Below are 23605 nucleotides of genomic sequence, written 5' to 3' on the forward strand. Positions count from 1 at the left end.
ATGAAAAAACTTATTCTTGCAAGAGGAGTCTTAGCTGCCTCTTTATTCTGCTGCGTGTCCTTAGGGAATACAGCTTGTGTGAACCGGATTGACGAAGAATCAGAAGCGGAAATCGAGGAAGGGACGACGCCTATCACGTTCTCTATCAAAATAGAAAAGGCCAGTACCAAGGTCACAAACACCGCCTTTGAAAAAGGAGACAAAATGGGCTTGTTTGCAACCACTTCCTCCGGCTCTATCAAGGGGAAACGGTATATTGACAATCTGGCTCTGGAATATACGGAAGGCTCTACACTGATTCCCCAAAAGACAGTATTCTATCCGGAAGGAGATGTGCCACTGGACTTTATCAGTTACCACCCTTACCAAACCGAAGGGGTAGTTGCCGGTACACCCGTTCTTCCCGTATCTGTACAGATAGACCAAAGCAATGAGAAAAACCGCGCACAAAGTGACTTCTTGGTAGCTAAAGCGCAAGGAATCACCAATAAAACCAAATCTGTAACCCTGGAGTTCCAACACAAGCTGTCCAAACTGGCAATCTCTCTGACACCCGACACAAGCAACTCTGCCAATGATTTGCTGAAAGCCAATCCGCGTATCATCGCAACCGGGCTCAAGACCTCGGCCGATTATAATCTGGAAGACGGGACTTTCAGTAATCTTACGGGGACACAAGACATCATAGCCTCCGGTGAATGGAGTGTCAAAGACAACAAACTTACCGGCAAGGAATTCATTATCATACCCCAAACGATAAATGATGGCAAGCAATCCTTCATTATGGAGTGGAGCGGACGTATATACAGTTGTGCAATACCCGAAGTGGAAATGAGTAGCAGCACGCAATGTATCATCAACATATCAGCCATGCAGAGCAACAGCAACGTCCTGAGTAGCTTTGCCGGCAAAATCAAGGAATGGAGCAGCCTCCCTCCCATCGACACCGACAATATGGAAGATTACACTGCCATACATATTTCCGCTCTCTCCTTTTCTCTTTCAAATGTGTACAGAATTTATCACGAAGGGATACCCATTGCAGAAGTCTGCAAGGAATATCTCAAATCAGCGTCATTGACTTCCAGAGCCGTTATAGCCTATCCCATAGGTAAAAATGAAAAGGCCGACCTGAGCAATGGCGTCATCCTACAGCTTGCGGACCGTAAAGACACCATCTGCGGAGGAAGAATAAGCTGGAATACAGACGACTATGGATTTACCTACACTAAAGGGGAATATACCGGCATAGACAAGCTCTATATAGACAACAGCCATAAACTACTTCTGGAAAAGCCGGAAAACGCCATCAAGGTGAATGTGGCATGCTACACCCTTCGAGACATCAGAAAAGGAGTGTCTACCGAATACCCCATTGTCAAGATTGGAGCCCAATACTGGATGGGTAAAGAACTCCATGCCACCACCTACCGTGACGGAACTCCCTTGAAAAAACAGATTGATTTGGGAACAGACAAAGCCGGATATTACAAGCCGGATAAGTATGATATTTATTTTTACAATGGAGAAGCCATACTGGCAGGAGAGCTGGTACCCGAAGGCTGGAAAATACCATCGGATGCAGACTGGGAACAGCTGAAAAGCTATACCGGCAACGACAGCTCCATACTAAAAGCCGGAGAATGGCAGACAATGGTATCCGGTGAAGTAGCCCCCGTCAACAACTATACCCGGTTCAATGCTTTTCCCGTAGGAATGTGGTACAACAAGGGGCACAACAGTCCAAACAAAATGACCGCCTTCTGGAGTTGGGATCATACAAAGCATACCCTTTCGGAAAGCACCATTTATTTTCTCGGCGAAAGCGACGAGTTTGTCTCAAGCGCCGCCCATGTCACCGGCAAGCCCTACTATAAAGCTCTTTCCATCCGCTGTATAAAAGAATAGCCGGCAATTTCGACATTTCTCATTTCTTTTTTGTATTTTTGTTCCCAATGTGCAAGATTTTTGCCAATCGGACAAAGATAACGAAAGAGAAATGAGAGTAATCGACCTGATAAACAGTAACGAAAAAACAGCTTTTTCCTTTGAAATATTGCCACCACTGAAAGGTACGGGCATCGAAAAGCTGTATCAGACCATAGATACGTTACGGGAATTCGACCCCAAATACATCAACATCACCACGCACCGCAGCGAGTACGTGTACAAAGACCTCGGCAACGGATTGTTCCAGCGAAACCGCCTGCGCCGCCGCCCCGGCACCGTAGCCGTAGCTGCTGCCATCCAGAACAAGTACAACATCACCATGGTGCCGCACATCCTTTGCAGCGGCTTCACCCGCGAGGAGACGGAGTACGTGCTGCTCGACCTGCAGTTCCTCGGCATCACCGACCTGCTGGTGCTTCGTGGCGACAAGGCAAAGCACGAATCTTCGTTTATCCCCGTAGGCAACGGTTACCACCACGCCGTCGAACTACAAGAACAAATCAACAACTTCAATAAAGGCATCTTTGTGGACGGCTCCGAGATGAAAGTTACCAATACCCCGTTTTCGTACGGCGTAGCCTGCTATCCGGAAAAGCATGAAGAAGCCCCCAACATGGATACAGACATCTACTGGCTGAAGAAGAAAATGGAAATGGGTGCAGAGTATGCCGTGACCCAGCTCTTCTACGACAACCGGAAATATTTCGACTTCGTGGAACGCGCCCGCCAAGCCGGTGTCACCATCCCGATTATCCCGGGCATCAAGCCCTTCAAGAAGCTGTCACAACTCAGCATGATACCCAAGACGTTCAAAGTAGATTTGCCCAAGGAACTGACCCAAGAGGTTCTGAAGTGCAACACCGACGCAGAAGCTCAGCAAGTGGGTATCGAATGGTGCGTGCAGCAGTGCAAAGAGCTGATAGCCCATGGCGTCCCAAGCCTCCACTTCTACTCGGTAGGAGCTACAGACAGCATCAAGGAAGTAGCCAAACAAATCTACTAAACAATGGACAATCAACAGTTGACAATTGACAACAGGCAGTGTCACAAGTAATAACTTATAACTAATTACCCCGTGTTCAGTTTCAAGGACATAATAGGCCAAGAGCCAGCCAAGCAAAGGCTGATACAAGAAGTGCAGGAAGGACGTATCCCCCACGCACAACTCTTCTGCGGCCCTGCCGGAGTAGGAAAACTCCCATTGGCACTTGCCTATGCCCGCTACATCTGCTGTCCCAACCGGACGGAAACCGATGCCTGCGGTACTTGTCCCTCCTGCGTGAAATGGAACAAGCTGGTGCACCCGGACGTACACTTCGTATACCCTATCGTCAAGAGTGCCAAAGGGAAAAAGGAAGTCTGCGACGACTATATCGCCAACTGGCGGCACCTGCTGCTGAACAGCCCCTACTTCGGACTGAATCATTGGCTGAACGAGATGGATGCCGAAAACGGGCAAGCCATCATTTATGCCAAAGAAAGCGACGAGATAACCCGCAAGCTCAGTCTGAAATCCAGCGAAGGAGGTTACAAAGTCACCATCGTATGGCTGCCCGAAAAAATGCACGAAGTCTGCGCCAACAAGCTGCTGAAGCTGCTGGAAGAGCCGCCCGAGAAAACGATATTCCTCCTCATTTCCGAAGCTCCGGAAATGATACTGCCCACCATCCTCAGCCGCACGCAACGCTTCAACATCCCCAAGATTGAAGAAGTTGACATAGCAGGAGCCTTACAGCAGAAGTACGGAGTGCAGCCCCGCGACAGCGAGACCATAGCCCACCTGGCAAACGGAGACTTTATCAAAGCATTGGAGACCATCCATCTGAACGAGGAGAACGAACTGTTCTTCAATCTCTTTGTCAGCCTGATGCGACTCTCCTACCAGCGCAAGATACGGGAAATGAAACAATGGAGCGAGCAGCTTGCCGCCATGGGACGCGAACGGCAGAAGAACTTCCTGGACTACTGCCAGCGCATGACCCGCGAGAACTTCATCTACAACCTGCACCGCAAGGAGATGAACTACATGACGCTGCCCGAACAGAACTTCGCCACCCGTTTCGCCCCCTTTGTCAACGAACGGAACGTCATGGGTATCATGGACGAACTAAGTGAAGCGCAACGCCACATCGAGCAGAACGTAAACGCCCGCATGGTGTTTTTCGACTTCTCTCTCAAAATGATTGTTTTATTGAAACAATGAAAAGTGGCAAAATAATGAAATGCAAAGTATCAAATCGTAAATAGTAAATAGTAAATAAATAGATGATGGAATTTAAACTACATAACGGAAGCGGAGGTCTCTGCTGCAAGAGTTGCGGCAGGCAGGACAAGCAACTGAACACCTACGACTGGCTGGCAGACATTCCGGGCAATGCCGATGAGAGCGAGCTGGTAGAGGTTCAGTTCAAGAATACCCGCAAGGGATATTTCCGCAACAGCAACAAGATACCTCTGGAGAAAGGCGACATCGTAGCCGTAGAAGCCACCCCCGGACATGATATCGGTGTGGTGACCCTGACCGGACGTCTCGTGCCGCTGCAAATGAAGAAAGCCAATATCAAGTCTGAGGCAGACATCAAACGCATCTACCGCAAGGCGAAGCCTGTGGATATGGAGAAGTACAACGAGGCAAAAGCCCGTGAACACTCCACCATGATACGCTCGCGTCAGATAGCCCTGGACCTCAACCTCAACATGAAGATTGGAGACGTGGAATATCAGGGAGACGGCAACAAGGCCATCTTCTACTACATAGCCGACGAACGGGTGGACTTCCGCCAGCTCATCAAGGTACTTGCCGACGCTTTCCGCGTGCGTATCGAGATGAAACAGATTGGTGCCCGCCAGGAAGCCGGACGCATCGGCGGTATCGGTCCCTGCGGACGCGAGCTGTGCTGCGCCACCTGGATGACCTCCTTCGTATCGGTATCCACCAGCGCGGCGCGCTTCCAGGACATTTCACTGAATCCGCAGAAGCTTGCCGGACAATGCGCCAAACTGAAGTGCTGCCTCAACTACGAAGTAGACTGCTACGTGGAAGCACAGAAACGCCTGCCCTCACGCGAGATTACCCTGGAAACCAAAGACGGCGAGTTCTTCTTCTTCAAAGCCGACATTCTGAGCAACCAGATAACCTACTCAAGCGACAAGAACATCCCTGCCAACCTGGTGACCATCAGCGGCAGACGCGCCTTCGAGATTATCGGTTTGAACAAACGTGGCATCAAGCCCGACAGCCTGATAGAAGAAGCCCATCGCTCCGAACCCAAAAAGCCGGTGGACTTGCTGGAACAAGAGAGCCTCACACGCTTTGACCGCAGCCGGAAAGGCAAGAGTGGCGGTGACGGCAACGGTAACGAGAACAGCAACAACAGCCGTAACAAGAGAAAGAAAAAGAGTGGGAACGGTCGTCCGCAAGGAGGTGAGCAGGGTGCTCCCCAATCCAACAACCAGAGAGAACAATCCAGGCAAGACCGGCAACCGAGACAGAAACAAGACCGGCAAGTACCCAAACAAGGTGAACAGCAACAAGGCGAACGTCAACAACGGAACAATAACAACCGTCGTCCGCCCCGTAACAATAAGCCCAAACCTCAAGGTGAAAGACCTGCCCAAAATGACAAACCGGCTCAAGAATAGGAATCTCTGCCTGAAAGGTATCATACTACTGTTTGTCGCAAGCCTGCTGAGCGCTTGCGACAAACAGACCGTATACCATTCCTTCCAATCCCTCCCCACCGAAGGCTGGCCGCGCGAAGACACGCTCTCTTTCGACGTGAAGGTCACCGACTCACTGACCTACTACAAACTGTCTCTGGAAATTCGTAACCGAAGCAACTACCCCTATCAGAATCTACCTCTATCCATCTGCTACACCACCGCAGATTCCATCCCTTCCCCCGCAGACACCATACAGCTAATCCTGGCGGACAAAGAAGGGATCTGGAAAGGTGACGGCTGGGGAGGTCTCTATCAGACTACCGTCTCCGCAGGAAGCGTTCAAATCGGCAAACCCGGCACCTACCTCTTTAAAGTGGCCTATACGCTACCGGACGAAAGGCTGCAAGGAATCAATGACATCGGCATCAAACTGAAGAGATAGGAACTCCCTATTGTTCTTTATCACCTTCTTCTAACAACCATCTCAGTCTCCCACTCACGTCTCCTTGAAGCGGAAACGGGCGGGGTATCATAACTTGCCCTCTTACCTCATAGCGTTACGTCTTTTACGCCAGAATGTATCGGCCGTTACACCAGCATGTAAAGGTCGTTACAATACAGCGTAAAGGACGTTACAATGCGATGTAACAGCCTTTACATTACGATGTCAACAATGTGCAAATGCAATGTAATGATAATCAAGTCCATTCGTATGTCCCACAAGGAAACGGTCATAACTAAATTCGGCGATTACGTCCCGCATCAATCCGCAGGAAAATAAACAGCAGGATTGTGAATCCCCAAAGAGAAGAACCTCCGTAACTGAAGAAAGGCAACGGGATACCGATGACGGGGGTCAGTCCCAGCACCATGCCTATATTGATGAATAGATGGAACAAGAATATACTAAGCACAGAGTAACCATACACCCGGCCAAAGGGAGATTGCTGCCGCTCGGCCACGGCAATCAGCCGTAAAATAAGAATAAGGAACAGTAACAGTACAGCCGTAGACCCTACGAATCCTTCCTCCTCACCCACGGTGCAAAAAATGAAGTCCGTATCTTGCTCCGGCACATACTTCAGCTTTGTCTGCGTACCGTTCAAGAAACCTTTGCCGGTCAGCCCCCCGGAACCGATGGCTATCTTCGACTGGTTCACGTTATAGCCGGCACCAGCAAGGTCCTCTTCCATACCGAGCACCACCTTGATACGTATCTGTTGATGGGGCTCCAGCACTTTATTGAAGAAGTAGTCGCTGGAGTAGAGGAAACCTATCGAACCCAAAGCAAACAGCCCAATCAGAAAATAAGATAAATGGCGCTCGCTTAAAGAAAGAAAGACAAGATACCCGACAACAAGTGCACAAAGCCCCCACTGCACCCACACCAAGTTGAAGGGTACCACGTATTCCGAAATCAGATAAGCCACGAGCAGCACTCCCAGCGAACCGCCGATAATATTCCGCGTGGGTTCCCAACGCTTTTTATAAACCCATACCATTCCTCCGGCAAAAAGCAGTACCATCAGCAACACGGCAAATTCTCCGATAGGCGTCGGCGTATCGGCAATCATCACCGCATCAAAACGGATGCCCACCACAAAGTAGACCACTGCACATATACCCGAGAACAGTACCACGCCCGGCATTCCCTCCCGATAAAGCATCAGGAAAAATGCAGAGTACACCAATGCCGAACCCGTCTCCCGCTGCAGGATAATCAGCAACATGGGGAAGAGAATCAGGAAAGCCAGCATAAGGGAACTTTTCCAGTTCTTCATCGTAAACGAGTAGGCGCTCATATACTTGGCAAGCGCCAGCGCCGTGGCAAACTTGGCAAACTCCGCCGGCTGCAAACTGACCGGCCCCAGGATGAGCCACGACCGCGACCCTTTCGTGTCGGGCGCAATGAATATCGTGACAATCAGCAACAGCATCAGCCCTATATATATAAGGTAGGAGAACATGTCATAGAGGGAATCGTCCAGCATCAGCAGCACAAACCCCAACCCGAAAGAACATATAATCCAGACAAACTGCTTGCCGGCACGCGTAGAGAAGTCCAGAAAGTCACGGTCACCATAATCATAACTTGCTCCACAAACACTGAACCAGCCGAATACAATCAGCAGCAGGTAAACGACAATCGTCACCCAGTCCAATGATTTCCATATGCTATCTCTCCTCGTCACCAATTTATTTACAATTTTACGATTTACTATTTACTATTGAAGTCACTCACCGTTCATCCCTAACCCCTAATCATCATCTCTCCTCATCTCCGTAAAGTATCACCCGGTTACTGAATTCTTCCGCCCGTATCTCATTCTCGGGCGACAGCTTTCCATGCAGATACTGGTCCATCATCATGGCACCGATAGGTACGCCATACGTGGCACCGAAACCACCGTTCTCCACATAGACGGCAATGGCTATCTTAGGGTTGTCCATCGGGGCAAAGCCCATAAAGACAGAATGGTCCTTGCCGCGGTTCTGTGCCGTACCCGTCTTTCCGCAGACCTCCACACCCGGCAGGATGGCTCCCGCCATGCGGCAAGTGGCGCTACCCGTACTTCCGTCTACAGCGGCACGCATACCTTTCACCACCATTTCATAATATTCGCGGTCGATGGTGGGATAACGGGGATTGCGATAGATGCTGTCCAGTTCATTGTCTTCTATCTCCTTCACGATGTGCGGAGTAATGAAATGCCCCCGGTTGGCAATGGTGGCACCCAGATTGGCTATCTGCAAGGGTGTAGCAAGAATCTCTCCCTGCCCGATAGCGATACTGATAACCGTCAGACCGTTCCACGAGCCCCGATAGGGCTTGTCGTAGAACTTGGCATTCGGTATGAGGCCACGCTGCTCGCCAGGTAGGTCGGTACCGAGCCGATAGCCGAAGCCCTGCGACACCATGTGGTCTTTCCATACGGTAATGGCATTCTGCGGCGAACCGTATTTTTTATCACCGAACATGCGGTACAATCCCCAACAGAAATAGGAATTACAAGAGGTAGCTATGGCAGGAATCAGAGACAGAGGCGAACCATGTCCGTGACATCCCACATGAAGGCCTTTATGATTGAAACCATGCGCACAAGGGAAAGTCGGATAATCTTCGTGGATAATCTCTTCCTGAAGGAAAGTCAGTGCCTGTGCCGTCTTGAAGGTGGAGCCCGGCGGATAAGCTCCCATGATGGCACGGTTCAACAAAGGCTTCCGCTTGTCCATCTGCAGCAGGCGGTGGTTCTTTCCCCGCTGGCGCCCTATCATCAGATGAGGGTCAAAGGTAGGCGAGGAAACCATGCATAGTATCTCACCCGTAGCCGGTTCGATGGCCACAATGGCACCGATTTTGTGTTGAAGCAGTCGTTCTCCCAACATCTGAAGATCAATGTCGATGCCCAACGTCAGGTTCTTGCCGGGTACGGAGGAACGGTCCAACTGTCCGTCCATGTAGTGTCCCTGGATGCGCCCGTGAGCGTCACGAAGCAGAATCTCCACCCCCTTCTCTCCACGCAGATACTTTTCATAGGATTTCTCAATGCCTTGCTTGCCTATATAGTCTCCACGAATATAATAGTCATCGTTCTCAATGTCTTTCTTGGACACTTCGCCGATGTCCCCCAGCAAATGGCCGGCAGAGTTATAGGTATATTGGCGGATAGTACGCCGCTGAATATAGAAACCTGGAAATTTGAACAGCTTCTCCTGAAACACACCGCACTCTTCGGCAGAAAGCTGCGTCATGAACACCTGATGGGTGTATTTGGAATAACCGGGGTTCATCCAGCGGTTCTTGACGTCCTTCATCCGTTTGTCAAACTGTTCACGGGTAATGTTCAAGGCACTGCAAAGGTCGAGTGTATCCAGCTGCGTCACCTCCCGAGGCACAAACGTAATATCATAGGCAGGCTGATTAAACACGAGCAACTTACCGTTACGGTCGTAGATAGCCCCCCGTGATGGATATTGTATCTTGTTCAGAAAAGCGTTGCTGTCCGCGTTCTTCTTGTAGTCATCAGTCATGATTTGCAGGTCGAACAGCCGGAACACGTAAATAAGAACGATGACAATAGCCGCCGCTCCAATTACATATTTCCGCTTTTCCAGTGTATAGTCTTTCATCAATTCCTAATCCTTAATCCCTTTATCCTTTCTTTCTTATTCCCTCAACAGCCATAATACAAGTCACAGTAAGCAGGGTACTTGCCGCAATTCTCAACAACAGCGTACCGATATGGGCAAAAGAGAAGAATTCGAGGGTAAGCAACAAGCCGTGATGTATCAGCACACTCACAACCAGATATTTCAGGAAAGGAAGAATCCCCATTGTACGGATGGCCGGAACCAGTGTATCCAGCGTGTCACGAGGCACGAACAGCCGCAGGAAAGTGGGGCGCAAGAAAGCCAGCAACACCGTAGCGGCAGCGTTCATCCCCGGTGTGTCGGAAAAGACGTCGACAGCCAGCCCTAAAAAGAATGCCCACAACATCAACGCATTGCGGGGAGTGTCCGACTCAAACTTCAGTATCAAGTAGATATACAGAAATGGAGTGGCATATCCTGCAATATGCACATTGTTCAATATCAGCACCTGCAACAGTACCAAGCCTATGAACCATCCTATTTTATGCAGATAATTAATTAACAACGCTAATGAGTTATAAGTTACGAGTTACAAGTTATTGAGTGTATAAGTTATAAGATATAAAGATGATTAATCCCTAATCCTTAACCCTTAACCCCTAATCCCTAATTTCTTAGTCACTTCTCGTCTGCCCTCGACTCCAATGCCTTTTGTTCATCCTGCCCGTTGCGGGAAATGACGCGCACATTGCTCACCTTTCCAAAGTCCGTAGCCAGCTTTATCTTCAACAGATACGAAAGCCCGTCGTGCGAGTCAGACATGTCATCCACCGTCCCCACCATGACACCTTCTGGAAACACGGTGGAATAGCCGCTGGTCACTACTGTATCTCCCAGATTGAATTCGGCATGCCGGGGCAAATCCTTCAGATAGGCAAAACGGGAATTACCTCCCTCCCACTTCAAATAACCGAAATAATCACTGCCCACAATCTTACAGCTGATGCTCGACTTGCTGTTCAGCAACGGAATGACCAACGAGTAATGGGGAGAGGTCTTATACACAATACCCACCACGCCATTGGCATCTACAACTCCCATCTCAGGACGGATACCTTCTGTTGTTCCACGGTCTAAAGTGATATAATTGTCAGCCTTGTTCAAGCTGTTCTTTATGACATTCGCCTTGAATATCTGATACTCCGTAGGAGCAAGCCGTTCCATGCTGTACAACCTGGCAGAGTCCAATCCTTTCTCCTTCAAGACATTTTCCAGAAACGAAAGCCGCTGCTCCAGCCACATGTTGCGGTCGAGCAGGTCTTCGTTGGCCGTCTTCAAGTGGAAATAGGAAGTGATGCCACCCGATATTTCATAAACCTTCCCCGCCACGCCATTGGCAGAGGTGAAATACACACTCTGCTGGTAATGATTAAAGCGAAATAATAAAATAAAACTGGCAACCTCTAACAGAAGAAAGAGGAACCAGTAATTATATTTAATGAGAAAGTTTAATAAATTTCGCATTACCGCATCAAGAATGAGAAGCGGTCAACGTTCTTCAATGCCACGCCCGTACCTTTGGCAACGGCATGCAAGGGGTCTTCCGCAATGTGGAACGGTATGTTTATTTTATCAGTCAGACGCTTATCCAGTCCACGAAGCAATGCACCGCCACCGGCAAGATAGATACCGTTGTGAACAATATCGGCATACAATTCGGGAGGCGTATTTTCCAATGCGCTCAAAATGGCTGTCTCAATCTTAGAGATAGACTTCTCCAAGCAATGCGCCACTTCCTGATAGCATACCGGCACTTCCATGGGCAATGCCGTGATGCGGTTCGGACCATGAACGATATAGTCTTCAGGAGCATCCTCACCGAGTTCCGTCAAGGCAGCACCCACATTAATCTTAATACGCTCAGCCATACGCTCGCTGACCTTCACGTTGTGCTGGCGGCTCATGTATTCCTGAATATCGGCAGTCAAGTCGTCACCGGCAATGCGGATGGAGTTGTTACTTACGATACCTCCCAAAGAGATTACGGCAATTTCCGTAGAACCACCACCTATGTCAACAATCATGTTGCCTTCGGGAGCCTCTACATCGATACCGATACCGATGGCAGCAGCCATCGGCTCGAAAATCAAATAAACGTCGCGCCCGCCGGCATGCTCGGCAGAGTCGCGCACGGCACGCAGCTCCACTTCGGTACTGCCCGAAGGAACACCAATCACCATGCGGAGTGACGGAGAGAAAAGACGGTTACGGTTGTTCACCATCTTGATAAGTCCGCGTATCATCTGCTCGCAAGCATAGAAGTCAGCAATCACACCGTCGCGCAACGGACGGATGGTACGTATGTTTTCGTGGGTCTTTTCGTGCATCATCTTTGCCTTGTCACCCACGGCAATCATCTTATCGGTACGACGGTCCAAAGCCACCACCGAAGGCTCATCCACCACAATCTTGCCATTCGTGGTGATGATGGTATTGGCTGTGCCAAGGTCCATCGCTATTTCTTGTGTAAAGGAGAATAATCCCATTAATATTTACGATTTAACTATTTACGATTTACGATTGATATTCCTCTTGTTTACAATTTGAGATTCAGACTTACGATGTAACTTCAATCGTAAATCGTAAATCGTCAAATCGTAAATCCGAATTAGTGTTTAAAGTGACGGAACCCAGTAGTTACCATGGCAATGCCATGCTCGTTGCAATATTCAAACGAGAGTTCATCCTTGATGCTTCCACCCGGCTGGATGACGGCTGTTACGCCTTCATTGCCGGCAATTTCCACGCAGTCGGGGAAAGGGAAGAATGCGTCACTTGCCATTACAGCGCCATTCAAGTCGAAACCGAAGTTCTTGGCTTTCTCGATAGCCTGCTTCAAAGCATCTACACGGCTGGTCTGGCCTACACCGCTTGCCAACAACTGCTTTCCTTTTGCCAACACAATGGCATTCGACTTACTGTTCTTCACAATCTTGTTTGCAAAGAGCATGTCCTCGATTTCCTGTGCAGTGGGAGCCTTCGTAGTTACAGTCTTCAATTCTTCAGGAGTTTCCACCTTAAGGTCGCGGTCCTGAACCAATACGCCATTCAGCAAAGAACGGAACTGCTTCTTAGGCAGAGCTGCCGGCTTGCGAACCAGGATAATACGGTTCTTCTTCTGACCGAGGATTTCCAACGCATCCACATCATAATCGGGAGCGATAATCACCTCAAAGAAAATTTTATTGATTTCTTCGGCAGCAGCCTTGTCAACCACGGCATTCGTGATGAGCACACCACCAAAAGCGGATACCGGGTCACCGGCAAGCGCATCGTTCCATGCTTCGAGCACAGTGGGACGTGAAGCCAGTCCACAAGCATTGTTATGTTTCAGGATAGCGAAAGTAGTATCCTTGAATTCGTCAATCAAGTCAACGGCAGCATTGATGTCGAGCAGGTTGTTATAAGAGATTTCCTTACCGTGAATCTGGTCGAACATAGCATCAATATTGCCATAGAAATAACCTTTCTGATGCGGATTCTCGCCATAGCGTAAAGTCTTCTGGCTGTTGGCAGAGCAACGGAAAGCGGAACCTTCCTCGCCATCGAAATAGTTGAAGATGGCAGAATCATAGTGTGAAGACACTCCGAACGCCTCTTTGGCAAACCAACGGCGCTCTTCGATGGTAGTAGTGGCTCCGTGTTCCATCAGCATGTCGCGGAACGGCTGATATTGTGCTTGCGAAGCGATGATAACCACGTCGTTATAATTCTTGGCAGCGGCACGAATCAAGGAGATACCGCCTATGTCAATCTTTTCGATGATGGCAGGTTCTTCGGCACCACTGGCAACTGTAGCCTCAAACGGATAGAGGTCAACGATGACGAGGTCTATTTCGGGAATTTCATATTTTTCAATCTGTTGCATGTCTTGCTCCAATCCGCGGCGGCAAAGGATACCTCCAAAAACCTTCGGATGCAAAGTCTTTACGCGTCCGCCCAGGATGGAAGGGTATGTAGTGAGGTCTTCCACTGCCTTGCAGGGATAGCCCAGAGATTCTATAAACTGACGTGTTCCACCGGTTGAGAGGAACTCTACACCTTCTTCATGCAGTTTGGTAATGATTTCGTCCAAACCTTCCTTATGGTAAACAGATACCAGAGCTGTTTTGATTCTTTTTGTTTCAGACATGGATTTGCGTATTAAAGTATGCGTATATTAGTATTTGATGCGCAAAGTTACAAATTTTGTTTATTCATACATACATTCATACACAATAAATTAGGTATAATTAAAAAAGGCGGCATCTGTTTCCAGTCTGCCGCCTTTTTTTAAGGGTTATTTTGTTGGTTTACCAAATAGATACACGTTTTTCTACCGGCAAGAACATCGGGTCTTTTTCTGTCACGTTAAATGCCTCATACCAAGCACCGATTTGCGGCAATGCACCGTTTACACGCCATTCGCCCAATGAATGCACATCGCTCTTCGTGCGGTTCAGCACTTCTTCGGGACGAATATCATTGGCCCATACACCTGCGTATGCCAGGAAGAAACGTTGTTCGGGAGTAAGACCATCCAACACCGGCAACGGATTGGCAGCCGTAGCTTTCTTGAATGCCTGATAAGAAACCTGCAGACCACCGTGGTCGGCAATATTCTCACCCAATGTCATGCGTCCGTTGGCATATACGCCCGGAGCAACCTCGATGCTATCGAAGAAGTTCACCATCACCTGGGCACGCTCGTCAAAGTTCTTGGCATCTTCAGCAGTCCACCAGTCTTTCAGGTTACCGTCCTTGTCGTACTGGCGACCCTGGTCGTCGAATCCGTGAGTCATTTCATGACCGATTACCACACCGATGGCACCGTAGTTGAAGGCGTCATCCGCATTCATATCGAAGAAAGGATATTGCAGGATACCGGCGGGGAAACAGATTTCGTTCGTAGTCGGGTTATAGTATGCGTTGACGGTCTGCGGAGTCATCAGCCATTCATCCTTATCCACCGGCTTGCCGGCTTTGGCTATCATTTCGGCATGGCTCCACTCGTTGGCACGTTCCATGTTTGCCCAGTAAGAGTCGTTTTTGATTTCCAGTGTGGAGTAGTCTTTCCAAGTGTCGGGATAACCAATCTTCACATGGAAGGTAGCCAGTTTCTCCAGAGCTTTCACCTTAGTGGAATCACCCATCCAGGCAAGATTCTTGATACGTTCGCCCAGGCTTTCCTGCAAGTTCTTCACCAAAGTAACCATACGCTCCTTGGCAGCAGCAGGGAAATATTTCTCCACGTACATCTGACCTACAGCTTCGCCCAGCGCGCTGCTTACAGTGCTTACCGCTCTCTTCCAGCGGGGCTGCATCTCTTGTGTACCGCTCATAGTGCGGCTGTAGAAGTCGAAGTTCTGTTCTGCCATAGCATCGTTCAGCAAGCTTGCGGCAGAATCAATCAATTTCCATTGCAAATAAAGGCTCTGCTGTTCAATGGGCAGCGTATCCAGGATATCGGCAGCAGCTTTCAGTGAAGCGGGCTGGCCTACGATGATTTCCTTCACATCCTTCAAGTCCATGGCAGACAAATAAGCATCCCAATCGAAAGTAGGATAATTCTTCTTCAACTCTTCCATGCTCATCTTGTTATAATTGGCATGTGGGTCACGCAACTCCGTACGAGAGCGGAAAGCCTTGGCAAGACGTGTTTCCACATCCATCACCACCTCCATACCTTTCTTGGCAGTAGCCTCGTCGAAACCAGCCAACTGGTACATCTTCTGTACATGTGTACGGAAAGCATCACGAATTTTGGCAGTAGCCTCATCATTCTCCAGATAGTATTCACGTTCGCCCATGCTCAGCCCGGTCTGATAGGTCTGTACGGCATTCATGCTACTGTTCATTTCGTCAGCGCCAACATACAGCACGTTGTAGACGATGATACCTTTCTTCTGCATATCGCCCAGCAAGGCATAAAGCTCTTTCTTGTCCTTCAAAGCAGCCAGCTGGTCGAGTTCAGCCTTGATGGGGGCCACACCGTCCTTGTTCAGCTTCACGCTGTCCATTACGATTTTGTACAAGTCACCGATTTTTTGTGCCACGCTGCCGGCTTCGTGCTGGGTGGCGGCAAGTTCTTCAATCAGTCCTTGAATCTGCTTGCGGTTGTTTTCTGCAAGGATAGTGAAAGAACCGTACTGTGAGTATTCAGCAGGAATCGGATTGTTCTTCATCCAACCGCCACATGCGTATTGGTAAAAGTCAGTTCCGGGTAGAGCCGTTGTGTCAAGATTGGCGAGCTGGATGCCTGCTGTAAGTTCAGCCTGCTGCTTGCCGGTGTTGCAGGATGCCGTCATCAGACAGAATGCTGCAATGGGTAACAAATGATTTGCTTTCATAAATATATAAAATATAATAGTTAGTGATTCTCCAACTCTACAGTAGCCGCGTCCCACTCTTCCATCACACGGTCAAGCTGCTCTTTCAGTTTTTGGTGCTGCTCATAAAGCGACATGTCCGAAGCACCCTCCGGTGTAGCCATCCTAGCCTCAAGAATGGCAATGGCAGCCTCCGTCTGCTCTATCTCCGCTTCACAATCGGCAACGCGGCGTTCCAGCTTCTTAAGTTTCTTGTTAAGCTCCTTCTGCTCCTCATAGGAGAGCTTGGCAGCCGAGGGCTGAGCCAGTTCTGCACCAGCATTTCCTGATGCCGCCTTACCGGCAGTGGGCGAAGCGGAAAGTGAAGGAGATTTCTGTAACTCATTCAGGCTCTCTATCTGCTTCTTTTGCAGGAAATCATAAATTCCTCCCAAATGTTCCTTCACCAGTCCGCCACCAAACTCGTATACTTTAGTCGCAAGTCCGTCCAGAAAATCACGGTCATGACTGACTATTATCACCGTCCCGTCAAAATCGCGGATAGCTTCCTTCAGTACATCTTTGGAACGCATGTCAAGATGATTCGTAGGTTCGTCGAGAATCAGAAAATTCACCGGCTCCAACAACAGTTTTATCATGGCAAGCCGGGTACGCTCTCCACCGCTGAGCACCTTCACCCTTTTATCCGAAGCCTCACCGCCGAACATGAAAGCACCCAGAATATCACGAATTTTGAGGCGGATATCCCCTACGGCCACGTGGTCAATCGTATCGAATACAGTTAGGTTCTCATCCAAAAGTTGTGCCTGGTTCTGGGCAAAATATCCAATCTGCACATTATGTCCCAGTGTAAGTTTTCCGGTATAATCCGTAATCTCACCCATAATACACTTTACAAGCGTAGACTTTCCTTCGCCGTTCTTACCAACAAAAGCAACCTTCTCTCCTCGGTTGATGGTCAAATTCACATCATGGAAAACAATGTGCTCACCGTAGGATTTCTCCATATCCTCGCAGATGACGGGATAATTACCGCTACGGCTGCTGCAAACAAACTTCAGGCGCAAAGAGGAGTTGTCTTCCTCATCCACCTCGATACGTTCTATCTTTTCAAGTTGCTTGATGCGACTTTGCACCTGCACAGCCTTGGTAGCTTTGTACCGGAAACGCTCGATAAAGTCTTCCGTATCTTGTATCTGCTTCTGCTGATTCTCGTAAGCACGCAGTTGCTGCTCCCGGCGCTCCTTGCGAAGCACCACGAACTCATCGTATTTCACTTTATAGTCGTAAATGCGTCCACAAGTTATTTCGATGGTACGCGTAGTGACATTGTTCAAAAAGGCGCGGTCGTGGCTGACAAGCACCACCGCATTGGCACGGGTGGAAAGGAAGTTCTCCAACCACTGGATACTCTCGATGTCAAGGTGGTTGGTAGGCTCGTCGAGCAGCAACACATCCGGACGACGAAGCAACAGCTTGGCAAGCTCTATACGCATACGCCAACCACCGGAAAACTCGCTTGTAGAGCGGTCAAAGTCCTCGCGGCTAAAGCCCAGTCCTTGGAGCGTGCGCTCTATTTCGGCACGGTAGTTGGTGCCTCCCATCATAAGGAAACGTTCGTTTTCGTGGGTGAAGCGGTCAATCAGTTTCTGGTAATCCTCACTATCGTAGTCGGTACGTTCGGCAAGTTGCTGATTCATGCGTTCGATGCCCGCCTGCATCTCAAAAATATGCTCGAAGGCAAGTTCAGCCTCCTGCATCACGGTGCGCTTGTCACTGAGTATCATCACTTGGGGCAAATACCCGATAGTACATTCGCGAGGAACGGCAACAATGCCGGCAGTGGGCTGCTGAATGCCAGCCAATATCTTGAGCATGGTGGACTTACCGGCACCATTCTTGCCGACAAGAGCTATACGGTCTTTCTTATTGATAACATAAGAGACGTCTTCGAACAGAGGAGTGGCATTAAATTCTACCTTCAGTCCTTCTACAGATATCATAGTGTCAATGAATTTATCGTTCAAGACTGCAAAGGTAGCGATTTTCAACGTTATACAATATCATACGCTCACATAATTACATCAAATATCCAAGAAAGAGAACACTACTCCCGCATTTCCTGCGGAAGGACAATTGCAAAGCGGCTCCCCTTGCCAAGAGATGAGGCCACTTCTATTTTTCCATGAAACCTTTCAACGATAGTCCTGCAAATGGCCAATCCCAATCCCGTGCCCTGCACAAAAGCATCTCCCTTATAGAAACGTTCAAAAATGTGCGCCAGAACTTCTTCCGACATGCCAGTTCCCGTATCTTCCACAAAGACTTCCAATGTAGCAAAGTCCTTCAGCCTATACCCTATGGTTATGCGTCCTTCAGCAGTGAACTTCACCGCATTATTGATAAGATTGTTGACAACTTGCCCCAAACGCGTAGGATCTGTATAGATAACTGCTGCCCGGTCCGGAAGGTCTAGCAGTAACTCCACTCCTTTCCGAAGATTCATCTTCTGCGCACTGTAAATGCTTTCCAATATGCCATTTAAAGAAACCTTCTCAAAATGGAACTCCATTGTGTTCGATTCTATCTTGGACAAATCCAGAATATCTGAAATCAACACCATTAACAACTGGCTGTTCTTTTCAATCAAAGACGTGAATTCCATAATCTCCTGCCGTGACAAGTCGGCATCCCCACAAGCCAGTAGTGTAGAGAAGCCCACAATGGCATTTAGCGGCGTACGTATCTCGTGGCTCATATTAGCAAGAAATACGCTCTTCAACTCATCGCTACGTTGCGCTTTCTGCAAAGCCTCGTTCAATTTATTCTCCGTATCCTTGTATTTCTGCGTACTCATGCAAATACCGATGATACGGAACGGCAAATCCGTCAATTGCCCCACATAGGTAGATTGCGCCTCAAACCACTCCCACTTGCCGTCTCCCCGCCGTAAACGGTATTCCACTGGGCATTCGTACAAATTACCATGCAACTGTAAAGCCAAAGCATCAAACACTCCCTTCCGGTCGTCCGGATGAATCAGAAATGCGAATTCCTCAGGCGTCAGCGTATAGTCACGCGTAGGAATCCCCAAATATTCAAAATAACGCGGTTCTATAATCATCAGATTATGTTCCATGTCGAAAGACCATTGAAATATCTGGGTACGACTCAGCGCAATATTCAGCAAATGCTTCTGTGTCCGTTCTTCCAACACATTCCTGAAATAGAGTACAATCCTCACCAATTGTCCATCTTCATGAATTCCCACCATAGCACCTTGTATCAGAAAACTTATACCACTCTTCAATTCACGTATAAAGCAATTGGTATCTAAGGGAATAATCCGCACATCCCTCTCCCGAAGTTGCAGCAAAAGGTCTTCTAACACATTCTTTTTATCACATACCACCTCCAATAAGTCAGTGATACGCCGCCCTATCACATACTCATTCAATTGGAGTTCATTCATCACCTGCTGATTCAGACGCCAGATACAATCTTCCAAATCAATCATAATAATGCTGACGGGCCATGAGTTGAACAACTGCTCGGAGATGGCATTTATTATACGTACTTCTTGAGGAACATTCGGATTCATCAGAATTGGTTTATCATACAAGAAGCAAAGTTCGGGTTAAAATGCTTATACCACAAACAAACCCTTATAAATCAATATTCCATTTTAATATGTATATATTCTATTATTCACAACTTTACCTTATTTAACAGAGATAAGTTGAGCGTAATATTGATTTTAACTGTTACCTCTGTCATTTATACATTATTATCCCCCATTTTTGCGTCTTAAAATCTCCAACATGAATATATCCGAATTCAATATAAATGACGAGTTCATTGCCTGCAATCATATCACAACCAGTGAACTGAATCCGCTAGTGAAAAAGCCATACCACACCAAGGCCAGTATCTTCGTTTTGTGTATCAAAGGAGTTCTGAAAACCATCATAAACCATACCCAATTCAAGGTTGAAGCTAACGTTCTCCTAGCTATTCCTCCTGAGACCTTCGTACAATTACTACACACGTCAGACGATACTGAAATATATGTCGTCATATTTTCCAAACAACTTATCCAAAGTGCAGGAGTCGGTAAGGTCATGATGGATAAGTTTCACATTATAGGTAAACACTATATTTTTCCTCTATCGAAAAAGAACTTCCAGCTTTATGCTGAGTTCATGACCTATTTGTCACACCTCTATCAAAGAACAGAAAGCCCCTCAAGTCTAGTTTCATTGCAAACTCTACTGGCATATCTGTTACAAGGCATATCCGAACTCTGTCCGGAACACCCTAGGATAAAAGAAACTCCGGGCAGCAGGCATTTCAACCAATACCGCATTTTTATCCGATTGGTACACACAGACTATGTCCGGGAGCATCAAGTGTCCTATTATGCATTGAAAATGAATATGAGGCCGGCAGCTCTTTGCCGCCTTGTCAAAAAGGAATCAGGACATACAGCCATGGAAATCATCAACAATACTATCATCATGGATGCCAAAGCACAGCTTTGTACCGCCAACACTCCGATAAAGGATATAGCCGTGAGTCTAGGTTTTAATAATGCGGCCTTCTTCAACAAATTCTTTAAACGTCATACGGGAATACCTCCTCAGAAGTTCCGTACATCCTCAAAACAATAAAATCTACTCAAAACCCAAAATGCGGATATTCTGTCCTGAGAATACCCGCATTCCTCAATAAGAGAAGTCCGTCATCAGCCTACCTTCTTGGCAATAAAGAACACATAACCGTAAAATTCCTTATACTTGCCGTACAGTTCATCCTCAATCATTTGGAGTAAGCTGAACTCTTCGGCAATTTTATTACCGGCATATTTCTTACGGAAAATCTCCTGAGCCGCAACCTTTGAAGCAAAATAATGCTCTGTCCAGCAATTCTCCGGCAAAATGAATGTAGCAACGGGAAGATAACCTGCCTTGTACAACTTGGTCACCTGATTGGGAAGTGTATCCATTTCAGAGTAAGCGTCCATCCAGAAGTCATTGATTTCCGCAGGGCGTTCGTCCGTAAACCATGAACTCTCGGAGACGGCAATATACCCTCCCGGTTTCAGATACTTACGCCACTCCTTCAAGCCACGTTCAAAGCCAATGTTATAGATAGCACCTTCACACCAAATCATATCCAGCTCCTCCTCACCGAAAGGAAGGGCATCCATTGAACCGACAATTCCTTTTACTCTGTTCTGCAAGCCTAACTGCCTTGCATTACGGTTGAAGATATCAATAAAGCCGGGAAAAAGGTCAATTCCTGTAATCCGCCCCGGCACATGGCCAGCTACTACCATTGTCTGGCCACCCGTTCCACAGCCGATATCGGCAATAAAGGATTCATCGGTAAGACCGTCTACAAAGCTCAATGCCTTCAACGTCGCTTCAGGACTGCCAGGGCCTTGTCGTTCCATATTGGAGAAAAAGTCACAGATTAAATTAAGTTCGAAATCGTGGATAGTTTTATTTTCGTTACTCATTTTCTTACTATATTTTGCATATACGGAAAGTATCACAATACCTTCAGCATAATATGCGGATTAAACTTGAATTATAACAATAGGAAAACACTCTCGAAAGAAGTTATCCGAGAGTAAACGAAGGGGGGACAATCTGTGCAGGGAACACAGATTGTTTACAAAACCAAATCCGATTTAAATGTCTTTGTCATACTGCAAAGATAAGCAATATTTTATTTAATCAAAGATTTTACGGTTAATAAAGATTTTCCCTTGCACCGGGCGCATGCTGAAGAACCGCACCTACCACCTGGCAAGTATCCAGTTCCTTACAGTCGCCGCAAGTATTGAAACCTTTTTCGTACACACATTTGCGGATAGCACAATAATCGCTGCAATAGGCAAACTTCACCCCGTCTGCACGGCACCCCATACAATGGATGGTTTCCGGCGTAATTTCCGGCGTATTGTTCAGCACACTCCACTCTTTGGCAGTTTTCTCTCTCAGCTCATCGTCATTATTGACAGTGGCTATACGGGCGGCGCAATTTTCGCAATCCAACCCGCAACATGCAATTAATTGTTTCATCACTTGGTTATAACGATTTATGTTTGAGGATATAATGCCCCTTTTCCCGCACATCGATTCAGTAAGCCCAAAACTCACCCCATACCTTGGAACAGACACTCATTTACCGACAGTCCTCAGCGCTTTCTTAACGATATACTTGGTCTCTTTCGTTTCACTTTCCTAACGCCTGCAAAGCTTCCTTACAAATCCGGATTGCGTCTTACTTGCATCATTTAACCAATTCCCTACGCTGTTCCGGACATACTTGGAGTAATCTGATTTCAAAGGTTCCAATATCGGTAAGCCCAATGCAGGGTTCTGTTCCAACATTTCAGTATGCTTGCACCAGACACCTCGTGAACAGAAAACAGAAGAACAAATATAGCTCTGGCAAACGCCTTCCCCATATTTGTCCTTTTGTTCTTTTACCCAATAAATTAATGCGAATCAAGTTATCCTTCCGTCTTACTTTAGAACAGCTTCGCAGGATACTCACCCGCATCCACCAAAGCCTGAATCTTGTCGACTACACTCTGACGGTCTTCGGGATAAGTCACACCGAACCACTTGCTGGTTGTATCGAGCACTTCGCAGGTAGCAGTGCCATTGTTAATCAGCTTATCCACCATCAGCGGGATGAAGAATTCGCTTTTCAGATTCTCCATATTCTTCGGGTCGCTCAGGAAGCTCTTGAAAAACTCTGCACTGTAAGCAAAGTAATCGGGAGTAAAGCCCCAGAAGTTCATGCTGACCGGAGTCGTCTCGGGAGTGGCAGTCCATTCACCGTTATCATCGATGTACTTCACCTCGCCGTCCATACGCTGAATCTGGGTACGCTCTACTACAGAAGTCAACAAGTTGTTTGCATCCGTTCCGCACAAACCACGGGATACGGTACCGCTTTCGCTCAATGTATTACCGATGCGGAAGCCTACCATGGAATATACATTTTTGGAACCTTCGGGAAGGGCTGCAAGAAATTTGCCCATTACCTGGAAGGAATCACGACCGTAGAAATCGTCGCAGTTGATAACAGCAAACGGTTCCTTTATTACATCGGCACCCATCATTACAGCATGGTTGGTTCCCCAAGGTTTGGTACGGCCTTCGGGGCAGGTGAAGCCTTCGGGAAGGTCATCGATGGACTGGAATACCAGTTCGCAGGGGATATGGCCTTCGTATTTGGAAATAATCTTGTCGCGGAAATCCTGCTCAAAATCTTTACGGATTACGAAAACGAGCTTTCCAAAACCGGCATTGATGGCATCGTAAATAGAATAATCCATGATAGTTTCGCCATTCGGGCCCAGTCCGTCCAATTGTTTCAAGCCACCATAACGACTGCCCATGCCGGCTGCCAATAAGAATAAAGTTGGTTTCATATTTAGTTATTATTTAAAAAGGTTAGTATATCACAGTTGATAACGGCTGCAAATGTACAAAAATTTATGGCTGACAGAA

The 23605-nt window shown here is 47.7% G+C and carries 18 protein-coding genes; 6 read left to right on the forward strand and 12 right to left on the reverse strand.

The annotated features are described in order from the left end of the window. The 5 genes from DWY57_RS16645 to DWY57_RS16665 all read left to right on the forward strand — a co-directional run bounded on the left by DWY57_RS16645 (position 1) and on the right by DWY57_RS16665 (position 6055). Positions 1 to 1908, forward strand: coding sequence for a fimbrillin family protein (locus DWY57_RS16645; protein ID WP_117599231.1), 1908 nt, complete (start codon positions 1 to 3; stop codon positions 1906 to 1908). Positions 1909 to 1999: 91 nt separating this feature from the next. Then, positions 2000 to 2953, forward strand: coding sequence for a methylenetetrahydrofolate reductase [NAD(P)H] (gene metF, locus DWY57_RS16650; RefSeq protein ID WP_117599230.1), 954 nt, complete (start codon positions 2000 to 2002; stop codon positions 2951 to 2953). A 72-nt stretch (positions 2954 to 3025) separates the two neighbouring features. Then, entirely contained in the window at positions 3026 to 4153 is a 1128-nt protein-coding gene (locus tag DWY57_RS16655) for a DNA polymerase III subunit delta' (RefSeq protein WP_119962118.1), read from the forward strand. Between the two features lie 65 nt (positions 4154 to 4218). After that, entirely contained in the window at positions 4219 to 5592 is a 1374-nt protein-coding gene (gene ricT / locus DWY57_RS16660; RefSeq protein WP_207805195.1) for a regulatory iron-sulfur-containing complex subunit RicT, read from the forward strand. Continuing rightward, a complete protein-coding gene (locus tag DWY57_RS16665; RefSeq protein ID WP_119962120.1) occupies positions 5570 to 6055 on the forward strand; it encodes a gliding motility lipoprotein GldH in 486 nt (161 codons plus the stop codon). Before ricT ends, DWY57_RS16665 begins: the two co-directional genes overlap by 23 nt. A gap of 295 nt (positions 6056 to 6350) precedes the next feature. Here DWY57_RS16665 and rodA read toward each other — a convergent pair whose 3' ends face one another. The 9 genes from rodA to DWY57_RS16710 all read right to left on the reverse strand — a co-directional run bounded on the left by rodA (position 6351) and on the right by DWY57_RS16710 (position 19674). Next, positions 6351 to 7808 carry a rod shape-determining protein RodA gene (gene rodA, locus DWY57_RS16670; RefSeq protein ID WP_061412063.1) on the reverse strand — a complete coding sequence of 486 codons (1458 nt, stop codon included), beginning with the start codon at positions 7806 to 7808 and terminating at the stop codon, positions 6351 to 6353. Between the two features lie 70 nt (positions 7809 to 7878). Continuing rightward, complete coding sequence (mrdA, locus tag DWY57_RS16675) at positions 7879 to 9747, reverse strand: penicillin-binding protein 2 (RefSeq protein ID WP_117966324.1); 1869 nt, start codon at positions 9745 to 9747, stop codon at positions 7879 to 7881. Positions 9748 to 9766: 19 nt separating this feature from the next. After that, a complete protein-coding gene (mreD, locus tag DWY57_RS16680) occupies positions 9767 to 10270 on the reverse strand; it encodes a rod shape-determining protein MreD (RefSeq protein WP_005828540.1) in 504 nt (167 codons plus the stop codon). Between the two features lie 113 nt (positions 10271 to 10383). Continuing rightward, entirely contained in the window at positions 10384 to 11229 is an 846-nt protein-coding gene (mreC, locus tag DWY57_RS16685; RefSeq protein WP_005828542.1) for a rod shape-determining protein MreC, read from the reverse strand. Further along, a complete protein-coding gene (locus tag DWY57_RS16690; RefSeq protein ID WP_005828544.1) occupies positions 11229 to 12251 on the reverse strand; it encodes a rod shape-determining protein in 1023 nt (340 codons plus the stop codon). The genes mreC and DWY57_RS16690 overlap by 1 nt, the downstream gene beginning before the upstream one ends. A gap of 122 nt (positions 12252 to 12373) precedes the next feature. Next, positions 12374 to 13897, reverse strand: coding sequence for a bifunctional phosphoribosylaminoimidazolecarboxamide formyltransferase/IMP cyclohydrolase (purH, locus tag DWY57_RS16695; RefSeq protein WP_016274217.1), 1524 nt, complete (start codon positions 13895 to 13897; stop codon positions 12374 to 12376). A 160-nt stretch (positions 13898 to 14057) separates the two neighbouring features. After that, positions 14058 to 16094: a M13 family metallopeptidase gene (locus DWY57_RS16700; RefSeq protein WP_117966316.1), complete on the reverse strand. Its 2037-nt coding sequence runs from the start codon at positions 16092 to 16094 to the stop codon at positions 14058 to 14060. A gap of 20 nt (positions 16095 to 16114) precedes the next feature. Beyond that, a complete protein-coding gene (locus DWY57_RS16705) occupies positions 16115 to 18076 on the reverse strand; it encodes an ABC-F family ATP-binding cassette domain-containing protein (protein WP_119962124.1) in 1962 nt (653 codons plus the stop codon). 104 nt (positions 18077 to 18180) lie between these two features. After that, positions 18181 to 19674 (reverse strand): ATP-binding protein, encoded by a 1494-nt coding sequence (locus DWY57_RS16710; protein ID WP_117966313.1) that lies wholly within the window; start codon positions 19672 to 19674, stop codon positions 18181 to 18183. A gap of 220 nt (positions 19675 to 19894) precedes the next feature. On the opposite strand from DWY57_RS16710, the gene DWY57_RS16715 reads away from it, so the two are divergent. Beyond that, a complete protein-coding gene (locus DWY57_RS16715) occupies positions 19895 to 20743 on the forward strand; it encodes a helix-turn-helix domain-containing protein (protein WP_117966310.1) in 849 nt (282 codons plus the stop codon). A gap of 74 nt (positions 20744 to 20817) precedes the next feature. Here DWY57_RS16715 and DWY57_RS16720 read toward each other — a convergent pair whose 3' ends face one another. The 3 genes from DWY57_RS16720 to DWY57_RS16735 all read right to left on the reverse strand — a co-directional run bounded on the left by DWY57_RS16720 (position 20818) and on the right by DWY57_RS16735 (position 23526). Beyond that, positions 20818 to 21594, reverse strand: a complete 777-nt coding sequence (locus DWY57_RS16720) for a class I SAM-dependent methyltransferase (protein ID WP_165853618.1) — start codon at positions 21592 to 21594, stop codon at positions 20818 to 20820. A 235-nt stretch (positions 21595 to 21829) separates the two neighbouring features. Continuing rightward, positions 21830 to 22162, reverse strand: coding sequence for a DUF3795 domain-containing protein (locus tag DWY57_RS16725; protein WP_034528899.1), 333 nt, complete (start codon positions 22160 to 22162; stop codon positions 21830 to 21832). A gap of 452 nt (positions 22163 to 22614) precedes the next feature. After that, the gene (locus tag DWY57_RS16735) at positions 22615 to 23526 is read right to left on the reverse strand and encodes a nucleotidyltransferase (RefSeq protein WP_117966307.1); all 912 of its coding nucleotides are present in this window, start codon (positions 23524 to 23526) and stop codon (positions 22615 to 22617) included. Between the last annotated feature and the right edge of the window lie 79 nt (positions 23527 to 23605).

Source organism: Bacteroides sp. AF25-5LB (assembly GCF_003602965.1).
Taxonomy (GTDB): Bacteria; Bacteroidota; Bacteroidia; order Bacteroidales; family Bacteroidaceae; genus Bacteroides; species Bacteroides uniformis.